Raw genomic sequence first — 20111 nt, 5'->3', positions numbered from 1 at the left:
TATAACAGCTCTGTTTGATCAAAATAGCCTTTAGATCTGTCGTTGGATTGATCTATGCCGATGCAGTGCACGGCGCTTATCGCTAGACTGGCTTCCGTGATTTTAAGCTGGTTTTGGTCAACGTAGGTAAGTAGTTGTTGTGCAATTAGATTTATATGTAAATACGCTCGGGCGTCACTTAAAGCAGCAGTTTGCTGGAAAAGTCCGCAAACTTAGTGTGGATGGTGATTTTACCTGTCCTAATCGCGACGGTAGTATTGGCGTTGGCGGCTGTACTTTTTGTAACGTGGACTCCTTTGTGAAACCCGAACAAAAACGTTTATCAATTGCTGAGCAGCTGACTGCGCGTAAAGCTGAAATGAAACATAAAAATATCGCTTATCTCGCCTATTTTCAGGCCTATACTAGCACCTATGCTGAGATTGAGTATTTACGTTCGATGTATCAGCAGGCTTTAAATGACCCATCGGTGGTGGGCTTGTGCATTGGTACTCGCCCAGATTGTGTGCCAGATGCGGTATTAGAAATGTTGGCCGAATTTCAGCAGCAAGGTAAAGAAGTGTGGCTGGAGTTAGGAGTACAAACCGCCCACGATGAAACCTTGAAGCGAATTAATCGAGGGCATGATTTTGCGGCTTTTGAACAAACGGTGGCGCGGGCTCAGCGACACAAAATTAAGGTTTGCGCGCATTTAATTTTAGGTTTGCCAGGAGAAACGCTAACGCATTACATGCAATCGCTTGAGGCTGTATTGGCTTTGGATATTGCAGGTATTAAGCTACATCCCTTACACGTGGTGGAAGGCAGTACCATGGCTAAGGCTTGGCGAGCGGGTCGTTTAAGCACCATGAGCCAAGCTGAATACGTGAGCGCAGCGGTAAAGTTGATCCAGCATACGCCGCCACATGTGGTGTTTCATCGGGTGAGTGCGCATTCACGCCCTCCCATATTATTAGCGCCAGAGTGGTGCCAGAATAAATGGTGGGCACTCACCGATATTGCGAAAGCACTGGCTGAACAAGGCGCTCAAGGAACAGCCTTAGCCACTAAAGTTACTTAGTGTGTGACGTAATTACTTGTTTCATAATAGAATAGTTCCATATTTTGCATTATCAGGTAAAGTAGTCTACGGCTGCAGAAAAATGGACGATTGATGCAAGAGACTTTTTATCCGGCGATTTGGATGCAATTCACTATCGCGGCGCTAAGCGCATTGTTAATTACGGTGATTATTCTCTGGGGCTTGGCTCGTCGACGGATCCTTATCCAGCAGGCTGCGATGGTCAAGTCTCCCGCGGCACAACTGATGTTAGATGCGAACACCAAAGAAGTTGTGTTTGCTAATCCCCGCTTTTGTGAGTTGCTACAGCTGACGAATAACGGTAAAGCTTGGGTTTTCTCTGAGTCTCGGCATCTCACGCAATTGATTGACTTGCTTCAACCTTATACGGCTTCACAGAAGATGGAAGGGGTGCACTGGCAGCTCGAGTCTCCACCACAAGCCAAGGTATTATTACTTTACGCCAGTTTAAGTGTGCACGGTTGTCGAGAGCTATGGTTTATTAATGCTTATGAGAATGCGCAAGGCTTTGCCTATCTAAATCGAATAGAGCAAGAACAGAAGTTGTTTGCAGACGTACTTCATTCCATTCCAGAGTTTATTTATTTTAAAGATGCTAATGAACGTCTACTGGGCTGTAATCAGGCTTGGGCAGGGTTCCACGGCCTAAAACCCTCTGAATTAACAGGCAAGCGTTTAAGTGATTTTCTGACGCACTACGAGTTAGGGCGTAGCCAATTACATGATCAACAGGTACTCGCGGGAGAACCATGCCAGTACACCGAGTGGTTTAGCGCGCCAGATAGTCGACAAATTTTATTACAAAATAATGTTTACCCACTTAAGAATCAGCATGATGAAGTCACTGGAGTACTGAATGTTTCTTATGATGTGACCAAGTGGCATGAGTTGAACCGTAAACTGGAACAAGAAAACCAAAATCGAATTAGTTCCGAGAAAAAGCTCGGGCGACAAAACAATCTGATCCGTACGGTATTTCATTCAACGCCAGACCCACTTGGGTTTATCGATGATAAAGGCAACTTTATTGGCGGGAATGAACCCTTTGCCAAGATGTTTGGTTACACCAGTGACGATTTGCATGGCAAGCATCTCACCGAAGTTTTAAGTGAAGAACAATTAGAGCAGCATCAACAGCAAAATCGACAAATTTTAGAAACCGGTAAACCGCTCCGTTATGAAGAATTGGTTTATCTCGATGATGGTCATCAGATCTGGTATGAAGTGATCAAAGGACCTTATCTCGATGATGAGAGCGGTGAAAAGGGGATTATTTTTATCACCCGTGATGTGACGGAGCGAAAAACCACCGAACAACAGCTGGCTGATGCAATTATGCAGCTTCAAGAATTGAGTTTTATTGATAGCTTAACCCAGGTGGCCAACCGGCGTAGTTTTGATGAAAAATTGCAGCAGTTATGGGTCACCCATCGTCGCGAGGGAATTGAGCTCAGCCTGCTGTTGTTAGATATTGATTGTTTTAAGCAATATAACGATAACTATGGTCACCAGCTGGGGGACGATGCGCTACGTCAAGTGGCGAAAATAATTAGTCGTTCGGTGAAGCGTGGTTCTGATTTAGTCGCGCGTTATGGCGGAGAAGAGTTCGCTATTTTATTACCAAACACCAGCTTGGATGGGGCTAAAATTATCGCAAATAATGTACTTGAATATCTCGATGAAGCACAAATACCTCATGAGTATTCAGGAGTGAAACCAATTATTTCGGTGAGTCTTGGGTTAGCTTGTATTGTCCCCGAGCAGGGGATGGATTATGGCGAATTAGTTCGAATTGCCGATTTGCAATTGTATCGCGCGAAACACCAAGGCAAGGCGCGTTTTTGCGCCGCCAGTGATAGTGTTTAGGGATGGCTCTATGCGATGTTGTTATTGTCCAGAGTAACCCTGCTTGATGCCTTTGGTCACAATGCTCACCGCATCGTGAGCATGTAAACTTTCTAAGTGGTTCACTCTCACCCAAAAATCACAGAAGTCTTGGCGTTGATTGAGACGGTGTTGTAAACGGCGAGCGGCATCTTCACAAAACATTAGGTTTTGTCCGTTAAGCCGAGCAAATTCTTGTTCGTCTTCGCGTTTTACGGCTGCTTGCACCGGGGTTTGTAAAGTATTTTCGACTTCATCAATTAAGCTAATTAATGGTAAGTCTTGAGCTTGAGTGCTTAGTTTCACTTTAATTTGGGCAATGCTGCGTTGGCTATGCGGGGTTGCGACTATTCCATCGGTGGTGCCCAACCAACGCTGAACGTCGGCTTTATCAACAGATTCTGAATCGAAGCGCTCGGCGAAGGCTTGCTGAATGAGTTGCCGTGATAAAGCAGCTGAGCAAGGGCAAGTCGAAGAGTAAGGGACTTCAACACTGAGTTCGATCTCGGTGAGCTGTTTCAGGCGGGTGGCTTTAATCTGCAGAGGATAGGCCTTCCAACCAGTTTTACCTGAAACTAAAGAACGGCGACGTAGGTGATAGTCGAAGTTAAAGCTTACTTGTGCGTGTTCGCTTAAATCTTGATGACTGGCAATAAACTGATCCAGTAAACTAGTTAAACCTGCATAATCTAATACCTGCTGATTTGAGAGTTGATCAAGGAGCAGGTATAAGCGAGACATATGAATGCCTTTGGCCTTTGGATCATCTAAGCTGACAAAGGCTTCGATGTGGGCGCTCACTCGACTGGGGGCCTGATCCTCAAATGCCACCATGATCGGCATTTCTATTTGGCTCATGCCAACCCAATCCAGTTGACCTTCTGTTTGGGCTTGGCTTGAATTAGCGATATCAGGCATTGCAGTAGACATGCACTTGGTACTCCACGGACGATTATGTGTTAATAAAGCCTTGTTCGATGGCTTTAGTTAAAAAAAGATGGGCTGTTATACCACAGAACCCTGTTTAATATTAACCATCTTTATCGTAGGGTATTTAGCTTGGCTACCCAAAAATGTAAGCGAATAGTGAAGATAAGGAAGCATTGTTAATGACGCCACTAAAAAAATTAGCCACCTATTATGTGCATTTATTGTCTCGTCTGGGCGTGGTTAAGTTTAGCATTAGCCTTGCGGCAGCGATTATCATGGTGGCTTTAGCGATTCAGATGAGCGTTACCTTTGCCCTTACCGGTAAAGTTTCGGCGGTGGATCTGATCCGCTCGGTATTTTTTGGTTTAATTATCACGCCTTGGGCGGTGTTTTTCATGTCGGTGGTGGTGGAACAAATTGAAGATTCTCGACAGCGTTTAAGCAAGGTTATTCGTAAGCTAGAGAAAATGCGTTCACGTGATTTACAACTTACCAATAAGTTAAAAGCCAACATTAGCCAGCTAAATAAAGAAATCGACGAACGTGAGAAAGCCGAGGCGGCTCGTCGTCAAGCGATTGTTAATTTGGAACAAGAGGTGAAACAACGTCAACTGGCTCAACAGGAGTTAGAAGAACATTCGGCCTTGCTGCGTAGCTTTATTGATAGTTCCCCTGACTTGGTTTATTACCGCAATGAACAAGGACAGTTTTCTGGATGCAACCTTGCCTTAGAGCGGTTGGTTGGCCGAACAGAAAAAAAATTAATAGGTTTGACCCCTTATGATGTTTATCCAGAGGATATTGCCGATAAAATTGTTGAAACCGATCACCAAGTGTTTGATAACGATGAGCCGCTGACCTACGAGCAATGGTTGGAATATCCCGATGGCCGAAAAGCTTTCTTTGAATTACGCAAAGTCCCTTTCTATGGTCGTAATGGTAATCGTTTAGGCCTATTGGGTTTTGGTCGAGATATTACCGAACGAATGCGTCATCAGGCGAATATAGAAAAGGCTAACCGCGATAAAACTCAGTTTATTTCTACGCTAAGCCATGAGTTGCGCACGCCACTCAATGGGGTCGTTGGTCTGAGCCAGATATTACTGGATACCGCACTGAATGATGCGCAGCGTAAGCATGTGAATACTATTTTATTAAGTGCCACCACGCTGGGTAATATTTTTAACGACATCATTGATTTAGATAAGCTCGATCGGCGTCGTTTTGCGGTGTCGATGGAACCTATGGATTTTAAGGCCTTGGTGAATGACATCGAAACCTTGACCGAAATGCAGTTGCAGAATAAAGGCTTAAGTTTTAAATTTGAACAAATAGGCCCGATCCCGAGCAGTATTGTCGGCGATCCGACCCGGTTGCGTCAGGTATTATGGAATCTGACCCAAAATGCGGTGAAGTTTACCGAAAAGGGAGCAGTCGGGTTGATGATTAAGGCACAGCCTTTGGCCGAGCAGCAAGTACAACTCGATATCAGTATTACCGATACCGGACCGGGCATTCCACAAAATCAGTTAGAACAAATCTTTGCCATGTATTACCAAGTGGAAGGCCGAAAATCTGCCACCGGTAGTGGTATTGGTTTGTCGGTGTCTCGTCAATTGGTTCGGGCGATGGGCGGAGATATTAAGGTCACGAGCAAGGAGGGGGAAGGCTCGTGTTTTACGGTCAGTCTCAAGGTTCAGTTGGACTCTATCCCCGATGAAGCGGAGCAAATAGACCATCCCCCTTTAGACATTTTATTAGTCGAAGATGTTGAGTTAAATGTCACCATCGCGAAAGCTTTGTTAGAAAAACTTGGCCACCATGTGGCGGTGGCAATGAATGGTAAGCAAGCCTTAGCGAGCTTTGATCCCGACTCGTTTGATTTAATATTGTTGGATATTCAGCTCCCTGATATGAGCGGTTTCGATATTGCTGAACGCTTACAACAAGACTACGCCAAAGAACAACTTCCGCCGATGGTGGCGTTGACCGCGAATGTGGTCAATAGCAAACAAGAGTTTGCTAAAGCTGGCATGGTGGATGTAATCCATAAACCGATCAACCGCAATGCGGTGGTTCATTGTTTGAATAATGTATTTGCTATTGGCCCACATGATGAGCCCTCCGAGACTCAACTAAATCCAAGTCAGGCCCTTAGTCGCAGTTCTCAGCCGGTATTAGATTTGGAACTGATTGAACAGTTTTGTAGTAGCATTGGCAGTCAGGTGCTTACCGATAGTGTTACTTTATTCAGGCAAGTGATGCCCGATTATATGCAAGTACTTGAAAGTAATTTGTTTGCGAAAGACCAGCAGGGAATTGCTTCCGAGGCTCATAAGATCAAAGGTGCCGCGGGCTCTATTGGTTTGGCTCGCATCCAGCGTTTGGCCAACAAAATTCAATCTCCCGAATTGCCAGCTTGGTGGGATAATGTTGACGATTGGATCCATCAGTTGAGCCATGATTACCCAGAGGATCTGAAGTTGTTAGATAAGGCTATCGAAGATTTTAGCTCGGCGGAAACCACCGAATCTAAGGATAGTCTTAACTTACCGCTACCGCTTGACCAAGACTAAAATGATCCACCCATATTCAATATTCGTTTCATCGTGATTGAGTCGATATGATATTGGTCGCTCCAGCGGCAGCCTCTCTAGCCCTGCTTAGTTTGCAGGCTTATTTGGCTGAACGAAAGGGGAGTGAGAGCAAGCCTTTGAGCTGCCGATTATCTTTGGCGTCGGGCCAGCCACTTAAGCCGAAACGAAGTTGCTGGTGGCCGAGTTTGGGTTGTGCAATGTAACTATTAAACCAGCGATCCCAGCATGACAGATTGAAGCCATAGTTACTATTATGCTCATTTATGCGTTGTGAATGATGTACCCGATGCATGTCGGGAGTAACCACGAATCGACGCAGTATCCCATCTAATTTGTTGGGGAGTTTCAAGTTGCTATGATTAAACATCGCCATACCATTGAGTATCACTTCAAATAAAAATACTGCCATCACTGGTGCGCCTAGCAGCAGAATGATTGCCAGTTTAATCGCCATCGACAGCAATATTTCAATCGGATGAAAGCGTAAGCCTAGGCTGACATCATAGTCTGGGTCGACATGATGCATCCGATGTATACGCCAAAGTACAGGGAGGGCATGAAATAAACGATGTTGCCAATAGATCGCAAAATCTAATAACAGAATACTCAGTGGGATACTCAAATAAGTATTGAAATTTAGTTGATTCAATACCCCCCATTGTTGCTCCGAGCTCCACATGGCTAAGCCGAAAGTACTGATTGGGAAGACTAATTTAACGCACACACCATTGACGATGATTAGCACAAAGTTAGCTGGCCAGCGTTGGCTGCGAGGAATTAAACGGGGGTGCCTTGGCCAGCGGATTTCTAGCAAGATAAATAAGCTAAGTAGGCTGACGAAAATGAGCATTCGCCATAGGTCAAAGTTGTGCATTGCTTGAGTATACCCGCTGGCTCTCAAACAACAACTCAACTTAGACTAAACTTAGTCACAGATATACACCCAGAGTCACTTGGAGTTGAGTATGTTAGACATTCAATTGTGGTTGAAGGATGCGATGGAAGATCTGGGCATGCAATTAGCCATTGTGAGTCAGGTCGAAGGTAATCACTACCGCGTCGTTGCAGCTTATTCGAGCTTAGATTTAGTTCGGCAAGGGGATGAGTTTGAAGTTGACTCTACCTATTGTCGTGAAGTATTACGACAAGCTCAAACTGTAGCTTATGAGCGCGTTGGTGCGATTACCGAGATGTGCCTACATCCTTGTTATCAAGCCTTACATCTAGAAAGCTATATTGGAACCCCTTTAGAGAAAGAGGGGAAAATTTTAGGAACTTTAAATTTTTCTTCGCTGACCGCGAGAGCAGCAGCCTTTACTGAGAAAGAGAAGACACACGTAGAAAGTTTGGCCAAAGAGTATTTAGCTTCGGTTTGATGAATCAATTTGTAAGCCATCGCCCAAAAATCATCATTTGTCGCTTTGTTGAGATAGATAACATTCTACACTTTAAATAGAGGCTTTTTTAAGCATAGATAATGCTGTCAATAGGTGTGGGCGTAAGTGCTCTTTGATTGGGTTGATTGACGGAGCCGTGGAACCATATGGTGAATTCGAGCTATGACATCAGAGTGGTTGATATTGATGCCTTGAAAAAAGGTATGTTTGTTGTTGCCATCGAATCGCAAACTGGTCATAGCCATGTGAGCCAATCAGGACTGATCACCCAAAATAGACAAATTACCCAATTAAAAAGTAAAGGGGTAAAAACGCTCAAAGTTGATTGGGCGCGTAGTATGTTTGAACAGCCTGTGCCTGCCCCCACTAACGGGCTAGAACGATCTGCAAGCAAGCCTCACATATCCAGTGATGAAACTCAGAAACGTTTGGCGAAGAAGCTATTTCATGAAGCTAAAGTGATACAAGGTAATTATTTTAAACAATTACAACATGGTGAAGCGATTGATATTGCTCCGATGGAACGGGTCGCTGAGAAGCTGATTGATTCATTAGAAAATCAAAGTAATGCAATGTTATGTTTAGCAAGGATCCGCGCCAAAGATCGATATTTAATGGAGCACTCGCTTAACGTAGGTATGCTGCTGGCCTATTTTGGAAGTTTTTTAGGCCAAAGTAAGGGCTTGCAAAAACAATTGCTCATGGGCGGAATGTTGCATGACATCGGTAAGATTTATACCCCCAATGCAATACTCCACAAACCAGATAAGTTAACTGAGCAAGAATTTATAATTATGCGGGAGCATGTGGTTCACAGTTATTCAATTTTGAGAATGCAAAAAGGGATTAGCAAAGTGATGCTGGATATCGCTAGTAATCATCATGAGCGCCTAGATGGTTTGGGTTATCCCCATCAAATAAGCGGTGAGCAATTGTCAACTTATACCCGGATGGCGAATATCATTGATTGTTATGATGCACTTACCGCCGATCGTGTTTACAAAAGTGGTATGCCTCCGACGGCAGCATTCCGTATTTTGTTAAAAGGTGTCGGTAGTCAGTTTGATAAACTGTTGGTTGAAAAATTTATCCGTTGTATGGGGGTTTACCCGGTTGGTACCTTAGTGAAGTTGATATCCGGGCGTTTGGGTTTAGTGGTAGCTCGTAATCAGCTTAAACCCTTGCAGCCAGTGTTGAAGCTAATTTATAGCGCGGTCTCGCATACCCACCTTGAAGTGACGACTTTGGACTTAAGTAAAGTTGAAAGTGAGGAAATAGAAGGGGCGGTATCAGCGCGTGATTACGATATCTGTTTAGATCATTATTTAGAATTGGCGGTTGGCTAAGCGCTTAGCCTGATTTGCTAAAGCGCTTATCTTCAAGCCTTGTTTCTCTTGTCGTTATCGTGCATTTGTATCTGCAACAAACATGAAACGCCAAGGCTTAAAAGGCTCTTGCTCGTGTTACTGTGTCATTTTCATCATCGCCATGACGTTTTTTACCGGAACGTTCAGGTGCTGCTGACTGCCATCTGAAAAATTCAAGTACAGTTGTAGTTGCTCTCCCTCAACGAAGGCTTTCTGCAAATCAAATAACATTAAGTGAAAACCGCCGGGTTTTAACTCAATGGTCCCTTTTGCTGGGACTTCAATTTGCCGGACTTGACGCATCTGCATGATATCGCCATCCATTAACATAGTATGCAACTCGACTCGACCAGCAGCGGGTGTGCTTGCCGAAATTAAGCTAATCGCTTGCTCGGAAGTGTTATGCATACTGAGGAAAATAGCACTCGTAGGGGCATTCGGGGGGGTGGCCCGAGCATAGGGCTCGCTAACTTCGAGAGTATCCGCCGCGAAGGCTAACTGTGTACTTAAAATAAAACTCAGTAGAATTAATAAAGGGCGCATAAGTAATCCTTTTAGGGTAGTAAGCGCTGAATTTGCTTAACCAGCGGCTTTGGATCGAGGGTATGAGGAACTTTCGCTAAGAGCTGGCCATCGGCGTCGAGAAAGTAAAAGAATGAACTATGGTCAACACTATATTCTAACTGCGAATTGGGTGTATCAACGTACTTATAATACACTCCCAGGGCATGGGTTAAACCGAGTAGCTGACCTTCGTTTGGACTTAATCCAATGATGTCGGGATGAAAATAAGCGGCGTAGGTACTGACCGTTTTTGCGTCATCGCGTTTTGGGTCAACACTGATAAATAAGCTTTGTATTTTTTGTTGCTGTGTTTCGCTGGCCCCTTGTAAGGCGGCACTGAGGATCGCTAGTGATGTGGGGCAAACATCTGGGCAATGGGTAAAGCCAAAATAAGCGATATAAATCTGTTTATCATGGCTAAGCTGATGAAAACGCCCATCATCACTGTTGATTTTAAATAGATTGAGAGGGACTTTGACCGGAGGAGCCGCTGCTGTCATGTCTGCATCTTGTGGGCTTGTGGTCAGCCACTGGTAACTGGCGATGCCAGCGCCAAGGCTGATAATAAATAGGGCAATCCATGCTAGGTATTTCATTGACTATTAACCTCAAAACTAAGGGCAACGGGCTGCTGCGGATCAAGGGATACGATGTATCCTTTCCAGCGCATTTTTCCAGTATTACAAATCGGTAACAATAATTGGCCTAAATAGACGCCGTCTGCATTGGGCTTTAGTTGAACTTTTACCTCGCCCATATACATATCAACACCTTCCAGGCGCAGTTCTAGTGGCGGTGGCTGAGTGATATTGGTGGTTAAACGGATCGGGTGAACCAGCATGGCGGCCAGATTATCTCCGGGTAGCTTGAGTAACCACTGTTGTTGCTGGTCTTGCCATTGACATTGCCCCAACTTGAGCGTTGGGCAATCAAGATAACTAAGTTTTGTACTCGGGTCTTGCCAATAACTAAAGCCCAGACCTAAGCCAAAAGCACTACACACAATCGTGAGTACCAGAAAAACACTCTTAGTTGAACCAGTCAATTAAACAATCCATTGTCATCATAATGTTAAGCCATGGTAAAGCTAGGCTAATTTACTCCGCTTGAAATGATCTCTCAAGGCTTAATGCTGAAATAGTCTACTTGCTTAGGTTTTTTTGTTCGATAGAGGCGCTGAGAGCTTATTTGTAAGAGAAAGCAGTGACCAGTGGCAAGGAAGGGATTGTGGCGTAGTAAGCGTTGATATTAAGCGCCCCAATCTCGAATTGATAAGAAAGGGGCTCATGTCGACCACGATCATGGCGTGTTAAGACGCCAGGTTTGTACCAAAAATTAGCTTGAAACCGGCAGCGCGATTAGGCGGCTACTTTGAGTGGTGCGTTATTGTTTTGTAATGCAAATGGGCGTCCTACAGGTAAGATGGTACGGCCATATTCGGCATTAAGAACCAGTGCCATACCAAAGTACATTGCCGATAAGCCACAGAAAATACCTTCAAATCCAGCGATGGTGCCAATGATTTCATTGCCAGTAAAATCATGTAATGCTAGTAAAGCAAATAACACGGTAAGGCTACCAAATACAATTTGTTTGGCGGTAGGGTAGCGCAATGAGCCCACAAACATGAAGGCGGTGAATAGGCCCCATAGGCTTAGGTACCAAGCCATGAAACCTGCTGGGCTTGGCTCTGCGAGGCCCATTTTAGGGAGTACGATTAACCCAACCAGTGTTAGCCAGAAAAGACCATAAGAAGTAAATGCTGTGGTGCCAAAAGTATCACCGCGTTTAAAGCACATGATTCCAACGATCACTTGTGATACTCCGCCGTAGAAAATCCCCATTGCGAGAATCATGGCATCGATGGGGAAAAAACCTGCATTGTGAATATTAAGTAAAACGGTGGTCATGCCGAAACCCATTAATCCTAGTGGTGCTGGGTTCGCGGGAGTAGTGTTGGTCATTGTGTATATTCCAAATAAAAGTAGCTAAAAACGCCGGAGCTGGTCGGGCGAGCATTATCTGAGCGAGTCTAATACTTAGGCGTGATCTAGATCAACTTTCGTGTGGTTATTTTTTAATTGTATTACTAAATATTTTTGTTTAATGTAATTGCAGCTTATTAACACTGTCGCAACAGAGAGGAAAAGTAACGATGCCCCATTGTATTGTTGAGTATTCGGCGTCGATTGCCGAGCAAATTGAAGTCCCGAAGTTGTTACGGAAAACCTTTGAGATCATCCGGGATAGCGGTGAATTTGAGCCCGCCAGTATAAAATTGCGGGCAATCGCTTATGAGGATGTTTATAGCGGATTAAGTGAGCATAGCTTGGTGCATATCCGTTTATGCATTTTATCGGGACGAAGCACCCAGCAAAAGCAAGCACTCAGCGCTTCACTATTAAGCCAGTTGTCTGCTAGCTTAAATATGGTAAAAAGCCTCACCGTCGAAGTGGTCGATATGGATCGCGAAAGTTATGCCAAGCGGGTGCTTTAATCGCGGCTTGGCAATTTATCGAGCAAGGTGAGTCGGGTTAGAGCCAATTGTATGGGGGCTTCCGCTTGCTGAATAAATCGCACACAGCCAATTTCGCAGAAGAACAGCTTATCGGCCACAGGGTGAAGCGAAAATTGTAGTGTCTTATCTTGTAAGTCTTTGCATACTAATGATAAACCCTGAGGTTCCTGAGTTATCGACACATAATCCTGATGGTTACCATAGTCGCCGAGTAAGGCGTCAAATTTACCGGACACCGTTGCAGTTTGATTTGGATGCAAATTTTCTTGTTCTAACAACCACTGCCAAAAACTAGGACGGTTGTATAGCTCATCCCAAATATTGTGACCATGCTGTGGATATTGGGTAAATTGCAGGCTGGCGGTGCGTTCGAGTTGCGAGAGCTTATCGACTAGTTCTTGAGAAAAGTCTGCTGGGATGGTTTCATCTTTTAGGCCATGAGCCAGCCAAATGGGTAACTGCGCCAAGCGCTGATAGAGTTCGGCACATACTGGCCGGGCAGGCATATTCATGGACCAAGGTGCTAGGCGGTTTGGGTCTCCTGCAGCCAGTACAGCCAAAGCGGCGAACCGCTGCGGTTGTGCAAGTGCTAGGTTGAGTGCGCCAAATCCCCCCATGCTTAAACCTGTGAGGTAGACTCGACTGCGGTCGATATGATGTTGTTGTTCGAGTTCATCTAATAAACTGATTAATTCAGCGATTGCCCAGCCATTACGCCCTTTGGGAACCTGTGGGCTAACACAAATAGCATCCAGTTGATGCTGTTTTAAATAGCTGTTGGGGCCAAAATCCAGTAACAAGTGAATATCATCGCCAATTTCTCCACGGCCATGCAAAAATAATATCAACGGTAAGGCTTGATGCTTGTCGCGCTTTTTCGGCTGGCTCAACAAGTACTGATAAGAGCGCCTTTGTTGGTGGTAATGTTGTTGCAGTGAAATTTGATGAGGGTGGGGGTTATTCACGTTAAGCTCCTTGTCTTACCCAACGTGAACTATCATAGCGATTTTAGTCGCTTAAAAATAGAGACGAACCACCGATTCCACAACACAGGCAGGACGACGACAGCCTTCGATTTCTACAGTAATTTCTTTGACCAGTTCTAAACCGCGTTTTACTGGTGCCACTCGGGTGAGTCGAGTGCGTGCTCGGATCCGGTTATTCACCTTGACCGGGTAAGGGAAGCGGACTTGATTGATCCCATAATTGACCATCATTTTCGCCGAAGGATAGAGTGGTTGCTCGGGGTCGACACTCTCGGTTAATGCAGGCAGAAGAGACAAGGTTAAAAAGCCATGAGCAATGGTGGTCTTAAAGGGAGACTCTTCGGCGGCTCGCTGGGGATTGGTATGTAGCCACTGATGATCTTTGGTCACGTCGGCAAATTGGTTAATTCGCTCTTGGGTAATGGTGAGCCATTCACCCACATGCACTTCTTCTCCCAGTTGCATCGACAGTTCTTCTAGGAGTGCTTCGGCCTTGGGGTGTAATTCGATCGTTTCTTTAAAACTCGCTTGTTGCTCACTGTTGGCACTTAACTGGTATTCTCTCACCCAGTTTATCAGTTGGCTGTCATGCGCTTTATTCAGAAATTCAATCCAATGGTCACGAATAGCAGGAGATAGCCAATCTTTGAGTTCAAAGGGATTTTGAGCCAGCATTTCACGTTTTTTCTTAAGAAAATCGACAACTTTCACTTTTACTTCCTACTGCTTTTGGCTCAACAATGCCGTTATTCTAAAATATTCGACTAGTCAGTCAAATAAATATGAATTCAAATTGTAAGCGATTGTATCTAAATGTAAGCACTTACTTCTGATTTAGTCTTTTGTGTCAATGAATTATTGCGTTTTTATGTCAGCTATGGACTGTCAATAGTCGACCTGATTTCCTGCTGTTGTGATGCTGTTTCTAGGAGCGGCCGATCAATGGTGGCAGTGTTTATCTGAATAAACTATCTGGTGGCAGTGTTGGACGCTTTTCGTTGGTGATTGTCCGCTGAACTTGAGCCACTCAATGCTATCCTTTCTGCCTTGTATTCATCATCGAGCATTGCATAAAAACAACTCCCGAAGAGCAATAGGTCTTCGGGAGTGATGAGCAGTGTAAATGAATTTTACTAAATTTACTTATTAGCGTAGCCATATTTGTAAATCACGTACGATGCGATTGCCGCTAAAAATAGGGTGCAGATCCTCAATTGGATCGAGAGCAAAATAGTCGCGCTGTTCTTCAGGGAGTGCATGATAGCTGCCCCACACCTGATATAGCCACGCTTCGGCATCCCAATTGAGCTGATGTTGTTGATAATATTCTAAAGCGGTTTGTCCTTTGGCGTGCTCGATGACCGCTAATAAATAATCTTCTACATCGCGCTTAATTTGTTGTTCTCGCAGGGTGAACTCGGCGACATTTTCTAGAGAGACCGCCTGTTCGGTATCACTGAAGGTTTGCTTGGAGCGATGTTGCCGCTGGAGCTGACTCACCACCTGGAGTAGCTCATGCTCATGTTCAGAGTTATGAATATCGATGCTAGCACTGCGCATCAGCGGTGGGGCTTGGTTAAACAATGGCGCAACATCTAATTGGACCGTTGGATCGCGTGGGCTAAAATCGGGGTGCTGGGCATGGAATATCTGTAAGCCTTTGAGTAGTCGAGATTTACCGCGTAACTCTCTAAACCGGCCAAGCAGCGTGAGTAGTCGGGTTTGCACCACAGCAAGCTCTTGAGTGCAGTCATATACTGCTTGACTGAGGGTTATCACTAACAGCCGCCTCAGTTCACGAATATCACCGGCAACTTGACTGAGGGCGTCGAAGTTCAGCAAGGATAAGCTATCGAGTAACTCGCTGACTTGTTGTTGGGCCAATTCGTTTTCGCGGATCTTGGCACTAAGACTAGGGACATAACCAAATTCGTTATTAATTCTGCTCCATAAGACTCGTGAACTATGGCGTAAGCTCTCGGTGAGGCTATAGCAATGTTCGCTTAAATCACTTAGGTAGACATCGCTGGCGGCTAAGTCATCATGATGTAAGGCTTCTTTATAGTGGGCGGCCAAGGTTTTTATGGTTTCGAGTCGAGATCCGACATTGGCATCAATCTGTCGATTACGGGTATCGCTGAGGGCCTCTTCGAGTAGGGCCCGAAGGTTAGAGCTGAGATGTAAACCCTCATCGGCAGCGGGGCGCCAAATGACACCACTTTTTAATAGTGCCTCGACTTGTTTGTTATCGAGTTTGGTTTCATCTAGCTTGCCGTTGATATAGGCATGCATCAAGCTTTCGCCATGACGAGCGAGCAGTTTAAATAATTTAAGCCCAGCCTGTTGCAGATGTTGATTCACAGTAGCGACTCCTGCTGGCCAATCGCATCCATTGCTTGTTGTTCCAAGCCTAAACCTTCAGCCTCGTCGATAAAGCTAATCACTTCGAAGATATAGTCAACCTTGGCGGTCGCAATGTAGATCTGTTTTTCTTGGTTGGGGCGAACCAAGTATCCCTGCTCACAGAGGCGTTTAAATACCTGCTTGAGTTGGCCATCCACTTGACTACTGGTAGAGCCAAATAGTCGATATTGAGCGATTTTAGTCAGTTGTTCGCGTAGCGCTGGTGTATCTTCGACCACGCTTTGTAGCTCATTGAGGCGTAATGCTGCACCAGCACTAATCGGACTATCTTGTCCAAGGGCTTCTTGGCTTAGAATCAACCATTCGGTGAGCGGTAGTAAGCTGCTTGCTATATCATTAAATTGCTGGCTAATTACCTTGTGCTCCTGATCTCCTAACTCGCGATAGGCACAGAAGTACAGTTCGCCTTCACAGGCTTTGGCTAAACGCCGATTTAATACATGCAGGTGGTTGTCGATACGTTCACGGTTGGCTTCGTTACTGAGATAACTAAAGCCATCTTCATCGCTGATCTGACAAATAAATTGGCCGCTGAGTAAGGCTTCAAGCACCCGGCCGGTTTCGCTCATCCCCGTGGCAGATAATCGATTCATGACTCTATCTCCATTTGTTTAGCTTTGGCCGCTTTCAGTTTTTGTTGTAGCAAGTTAACTCTTGGCTGTACCACCTGTAATTGGCGTTTGTCGCGGTTGATGATGTAGCGGTGAGTGAATAGATCCAATACTTCCGATTCAGGGTTGGGGAAAGCTCCTAAAATGCGGATTTGATTGTGATCACAGGCGTCAAAAATTTTCTTCACATTACTCTGGTGTAAGGTGCCTAGCTCATCAATCGGCCAGTGGATATAGGTACTGGCATTCCCTCGGAGCAAGCGAGTAAAGGCGAGTAAGAACTTACACAAGATGAGGTAAGCCATCCCGTGGCTACTGGACTCGTTGAGCTGACGGTCGGTGCGGATCACCAAGTCACTGTTGCCTTCGCGCAGCGTGAGTTCGATCAGTAATAGCCGGGATACCCCTTCTTTGAGTGCGCTGCGCCCAATAATATCTAAAGCGACCCGCATGCTGTTCGCGTAATCTTCATCGGGCAATTGGTTAAAACCTTGTTGCTGCCAAGTTTGAAAATTATCTACGAAGGTTTTTAATTCATCCCAGAATTCGAGTTCGCTAATCTTAGAACGAATTTTAACCGCTGAATCGGAGACGCCATCGAGACTTAAATCTTCACCGATTTCACGGGTAATGCGACGGCTTTGGTTCAGGATCCGTTGGTCAATATCGCTTAAGTTTTGATAGAAGCTGCTAATGCTCATCCCTAAATTACGGCCGTGGTCGATCAGCCCTTGAACTTTTTGGGGGACCAGGCCATTGAGTAATTCGGCCAAATGAGGGACCAATTCGCGGTAGGCTAAGCTTGCTTCGCCATCTTCTTGGAGATGACGGCAAGCGGCCCGAGAGCGTTCCCAGGTTTCACTTAAGTCGGAGCCAGCTTGCTGGGCTAACAAGGTGTCGAAATGGCGTACCGATTCATTCACCTGCTCCAGTTGTTGATTACGTTGGCTAATCCGCTGTTCTGCATCGCGAGCTCGTTCGGCAGGGGTTGCGTGTTGTGTTGCGCTGTTCGGCTCTTGCTGTGTCGTTTTAATTAAGTCCAGCTGTTTGATGCGACGAACCAAGTTTTGCGTCTGAGCATGCTGCTGTTGGCTGAATTCTTGTTGTTGCTTTAGCTCGCTTAACCGTTGTTGTTGGCTATCACGCTGTTGCTTAAAGACACTTAGTTGCTCAGCGAGTGCTTGTTTGGCAGTGGTTTGCTGTTGGCGCGCTTTTGCTAGGGCATCGTTGAGCTGAGGTTTTTGCTTGAGCCAAACCTGTTGCTGCCAAATTTTATATTCGCTGACTTCCTCGCGAAATTGTTCGGCTTCTTGGATTTGCAGGTTCAAATCACGTTTCTGCTGTGCTAAATCAACAATCAGCTGATCATCTAAGCCGAGTGCTTGTAACTCGCCGCGATACCATTGGTCCAATTGTTTGAGTGTTTGTTTTGCTTGTTGTTGGCGTTGGCTAATCGCGTCATGTGCCTGACTAACTTGCTGCGCCAGCACATCCACCTTTTCTTCCCACCACGCCATCTTTTCTAGCTTGGCCTCTTGATGTTGTTCGCGTAGTTCTTCAAGGTAGTTTTGGTGACGGGTACTGGCCTCTTGTAAATAGCTTTTAAGCTGGCTTTGTTGCTCACGCGCGGCCGCTTGGCGCAGCTGTAAAGCCTTCGAACAATTCTCTTTAAGTAGTTGTTTTTCTTCTTGGAGGCGCTTCAATTCGTCCTCGCTATTGTGGTGAGCAGCGCTGGCTTCGGCGCAGCTTAATTCCTGTTGCTGTATTGCCTTGTTATAAGTTGTTAAGTTGCTTTCTGCTTCCTGTAGTTGTGTTTGGGCCTGCTGATATTGCTGCTTGAGTTGCTCTAGTTGTTGCAGTATTTGTTGCTCGGTGGCGGCGCATTCGGGCGCTTCGATGGCTTTTAGGTCAAGGTTTAAACCAAAGAGACTGTGGGGGTCGCCGTCGTGATGTGGTTTTAGATCGCGACGAGACAACAAACTGGGGTCGATCACCTTACCAATAGAGTGTTCCCATTGCGGATGTTCGCTGCGTAAATGTGCCAATAGGCTACCATCTGCAGGATGTAAACTGGCTTTTAAGTTTTCCAGTTGTTGCTCTAGTCGACGATTTTGTTGGCTGCGATTCGCCAATTCCTGATCGGCTTGGTAACGCTGTTGTTTTAGCTGCTGTAGTTGTTCACTGTGTTGGCGTAACTGGCTCGATAAAACCTGCTGTTGTTGACGCGCTTCATCCAGCCGGTTATCCATGATGTTGAGTTGCCGGCTTTCTTCTTCGGTGTGCCCCATTTGCAGGCTGCCAGCTTCCAGTTGAGCCAGCTCTAATTGGTACTGATGTTGTTGCTGCTGAAACTTTTGCTCGGCTTGGTTAACTTGGCTTTGTTGCTGTTGCTGCTCATTATTTAGATCCGCCTGCTGCTGTTGGCGCTCTTGGGTGAGCTGTTGTTGCAAGTGATCTTTGTTTTTATGTAATTTATTTAAGGCCACATTGAGCTGTTCGTTAATCAGGCTCTTCCGTTGATTCAGTTCGGCTTCAATATCGCTGTGCTGCTCGGTCAACAATTGGTGGCGTTCGCTCACCTCATTTAGCTGTTCTCGCCACTGTGGGAGTTGTTCGACAGCCATCAAGGCCTGTTCTATTTGTTTGTCTTGCCAGCTCTGGTAATTGTCTTCAATGTGATTCAATTGTCGATCGTAACTGTTTACATCGGCACTTGCTTCAGACACGGCTTGATTGAGCACTTCGCGTTGGTCTTGCCACTGGCTTTCTAGCTGACTTAAGTCCTGTTTGGTTTGGTTGAGCTGGCGTTGGCCGTGTTCACATTGGGCAAACAATTCGGCTTCATCATTTTGCAGACCCTGTTCTAGCTGTAATAGATAGCTTTCACTGTGCAACAACTGCTGGTAGATCTGCTCGAGTTTGACAAATTTGGGGCGGATAGTTGCAAACTGTTGGATGAGTCGGGTTTCTTGGATCCAGGCTTGTGCTTTATTCGCATCAACCCATGTTGGCTTTAGGGTCACGCCTTCTTCTTCCAAAATAGCGGCAATCATCGATTTGATAGTTTCCATCTTGCCTTCTTTGGAGTGCACGGCTTTTGCCAATTTTTCGATGTGACGTAAGCTATGTTTTGGATCGCACATAGTAAATTGCCGCGCATAGGCTTTGATGTCGGAATCGCCGGTATTTTGTAAGCTGCGGTCATTTTGAATAATGGCGCGATACTCTCGAGTATTAAGAAAGCGCGTGGTGGCTAAAGGTTTACCCTGATGCGTGATTTTTTTGAGTTGTTGGCCGAGCTTAGCAGGCGCGAGAAACCAGCTTCCTTGTTCGTCTTGGCGTTCAATAAAATCGTTTAACTCAAAGGGCTTGCCAATAAAACGATATTTTACCCCTTGATCTTCTCTTCCTGAAGATAACACCACTTGGGCCAGGTCACCGTTGTAGCGTTGGTATTCGTAAATAATGTAGCTGGCTTCGCGTGGCAGATACCAGCGCTCGAAGCTATCTCGGGTACTGGGTACGACTCGACTCGGGTATTCACCGTAAAATACCGGTATCAATCGCTGAAGGGTGGTTTTACCCGAGGCGTTGGTACCGCAAATATTACTATGTTGGTCGAGTTTTAATTCTACTACCCCTTGAAGGTGGGTATCGATCAAGATGATCCGCAATAGGCCAGACAAAATGCATCCTTTTAAATTAGCTAAATAAACTATGGTCAAACTACACCATAGCTACGCAGAGGCATG

General features: G+C 45.4%; 17 protein-coding genes. 6 read left to right on the top strand and 11 right to left on the bottom strand.

What is annotated here, in order from left to right; translation table 11 throughout:
* The first annotated feature begins 139 nt into the window (after positions 1 to 139).
* Positions 140 to 1060, top strand: a complete 921-nt coding sequence (locus tag ACRRSW_RS17950) for a TIGR01212 family radical SAM protein (protein ID WP_432460038.1) — start codon at positions 140 to 142, stop codon at positions 1058 to 1060.
* Positions 1061 to 1153: 93 nt separating this feature from the next.
* Positions 1154 to 2947, top strand: coding sequence for a sensor domain-containing diguanylate cyclase (locus ACRRSW_RS17945; protein ID WP_432460037.1), 1794 nt, complete (start codon positions 1154 to 1156; stop codon positions 2945 to 2947).
* A 21-nt stretch (positions 2948 to 2968) separates the two neighbouring features.
* Here the strand turns inward: ACRRSW_RS17945 and folE2 are convergent, their stop codons facing one another.
* Positions 2969 to 3895, bottom strand: coding sequence for a GTP cyclohydrolase FolE2 (folE2, locus tag ACRRSW_RS17940; protein ID WP_432451884.1), 927 nt, complete (start codon positions 3893 to 3895; stop codon positions 2969 to 2971).
* Between the two features lie 179 nt (positions 3896 to 4074).
* On the opposite strand from folE2, the gene arcB reads away from it, so the two are divergent.
* Positions 4075 to 6471 (top strand): aerobic respiration two-component sensor histidine kinase ArcB, encoded by a 2397-nt coding sequence (arcB, locus tag ACRRSW_RS17935; RefSeq protein WP_432460036.1) that lies wholly within the window; start codon positions 4075 to 4077, stop codon positions 6469 to 6471.
* Positions 6472 to 6571: 100 nt separating this feature from the next.
* On the opposite strand, the gene ACRRSW_RS17930 is transcribed toward arcB, so the two are convergent.
* Complete coding sequence (locus ACRRSW_RS17930; protein WP_432460035.1) at positions 6572 to 7366, bottom strand: sterol desaturase family protein; 795 nt, start codon at positions 7364 to 7366, stop codon at positions 6572 to 6574.
* Between the two features lie 91 nt (positions 7367 to 7457).
* Here ACRRSW_RS17930 and ACRRSW_RS17925 point away from each other — a divergent pair, with 91 nt between their 5' ends.
* Positions 7458 to 7868: a GAF domain-containing protein gene (locus ACRRSW_RS17925; protein ID WP_432460034.1), complete on the top strand. Its 411-nt coding sequence runs from the start codon at positions 7458 to 7460 to the stop codon at positions 7866 to 7868.
* A gap of 167 nt (positions 7869 to 8035) precedes the next feature.
* On the top strand, positions 8036 to 9235 hold the full coding sequence (locus ACRRSW_RS17920) for an HD-GYP domain-containing protein (RefSeq protein ID WP_432460032.1): 1200 nt from the start codon (positions 8036 to 8038) through the stop codon (positions 9233 to 9235).
* A 117-nt stretch (positions 9236 to 9352) separates the two neighbouring features.
* Here ACRRSW_RS17920 and ACRRSW_RS17915 read toward each other — a convergent pair whose 3' ends face one another.
* From ACRRSW_RS17915 to ACRRSW_RS17900, 4 genes are all read right to left on the bottom strand, one after another.
* Positions 9353 to 9799: a copper chaperone PCu(A)C gene (locus ACRRSW_RS17915; RefSeq protein WP_432460031.1), complete on the bottom strand. Its 447-nt coding sequence runs from the start codon at positions 9797 to 9799 to the stop codon at positions 9353 to 9355.
* An 11-nt stretch (positions 9800 to 9810) separates the two neighbouring features.
* A complete protein-coding gene (locus tag ACRRSW_RS17910) occupies positions 9811 to 10416 on the bottom strand; it encodes an SCO family protein (protein WP_432460030.1) in 606 nt (201 codons plus the stop codon).
* Complete coding sequence (locus ACRRSW_RS17905) at positions 10413 to 10865, bottom strand: hypothetical protein (RefSeq protein WP_432460029.1); 453 nt, start codon at positions 10863 to 10865, stop codon at positions 10413 to 10415. The genes ACRRSW_RS17910 and ACRRSW_RS17905 overlap by 4 nt, the downstream gene beginning before the upstream one ends.
* Positions 10866 to 11178: 313 nt before the next feature.
* Positions 11179 to 11784 (bottom strand): acetate uptake transporter, encoded by a 606-nt coding sequence (locus ACRRSW_RS17900; RefSeq protein ID WP_432451892.1) that lies wholly within the window; start codon positions 11782 to 11784, stop codon positions 11179 to 11181.
* Positions 11785 to 11975: 191 nt separating this feature from the next.
* On the opposite strand from ACRRSW_RS17900, the gene ACRRSW_RS17895 reads away from it, so the two are divergent.
* Positions 11976 to 12317 carry a 5-carboxymethyl-2-hydroxymuconate Delta-isomerase gene (locus tag ACRRSW_RS17895; RefSeq protein ID WP_432460028.1) on the top strand — a complete coding sequence of 114 codons (342 nt, stop codon included), beginning with the start codon at positions 11976 to 11978 and terminating at the stop codon, positions 12315 to 12317.
* Here the strand turns inward: ACRRSW_RS17895 and ACRRSW_RS17890 are convergent.
* From ACRRSW_RS17890 to ACRRSW_RS17870, 5 genes are all read right to left on the bottom strand, one after another.
* Positions 12314 to 13303, bottom strand: coding sequence for an alpha/beta hydrolase-fold protein (locus ACRRSW_RS17890; protein WP_432460027.1), 990 nt, complete (start codon positions 13301 to 13303; stop codon positions 12314 to 12316). The two genes, ACRRSW_RS17895 and ACRRSW_RS17890, sit on opposite strands and share 4 nt — an antisense overlap.
* 51 nt (positions 13304 to 13354) lie before the next feature.
* The gene (locus ACRRSW_RS17885; RefSeq protein WP_432451895.1) at positions 13355 to 14035 is read right to left on the bottom strand and encodes a MaoC family dehydratase; all 681 of its coding nucleotides are present in this window, start codon (positions 14033 to 14035) and stop codon (positions 13355 to 13357) included.
* A gap of 435 nt (positions 14036 to 14470) precedes the next feature.
* Positions 14471 to 15685, bottom strand: a complete 1215-nt coding sequence (locus ACRRSW_RS17880; protein WP_432460026.1) for a phosphoenolpyruvate carboxylase — start codon at positions 15683 to 15685, stop codon at positions 14471 to 14473.
* Positions 15682 to 16341 carry a condensin complex protein MksE gene (locus ACRRSW_RS17875; protein WP_432460025.1) on the bottom strand — a complete coding sequence of 220 codons (660 nt, stop codon included), beginning with the start codon at positions 16339 to 16341 and terminating at the stop codon, positions 15682 to 15684. The genes ACRRSW_RS17880 and ACRRSW_RS17875 overlap by 4 nt, the downstream gene beginning before the upstream one ends.
* Entirely contained in the window at positions 16338 to 20045 is a 3708-nt protein-coding gene (locus ACRRSW_RS17870) for an ATP-binding protein (RefSeq protein WP_432460024.1), read from the bottom strand. The genes ACRRSW_RS17875 and ACRRSW_RS17870 overlap by 4 nt, the downstream gene beginning before the upstream one ends.
* Positions 20046 to 20111 lie beyond the last annotated feature (66 nt).

The sequence above is a fragment of the Agarivorans sp. QJM3NY_25 genome (assembly GCF_050870875.2).
Taxonomy (GTDB): domain Bacteria; phylum Pseudomonadota; class Gammaproteobacteria; order Enterobacterales; family Celerinatantimonadaceae; genus Agarivorans.
The sequence above is the reverse complement of the archived record's forward strand: the minus strand, read 5'-3'. Positions and strand labels throughout refer to the sequence as shown.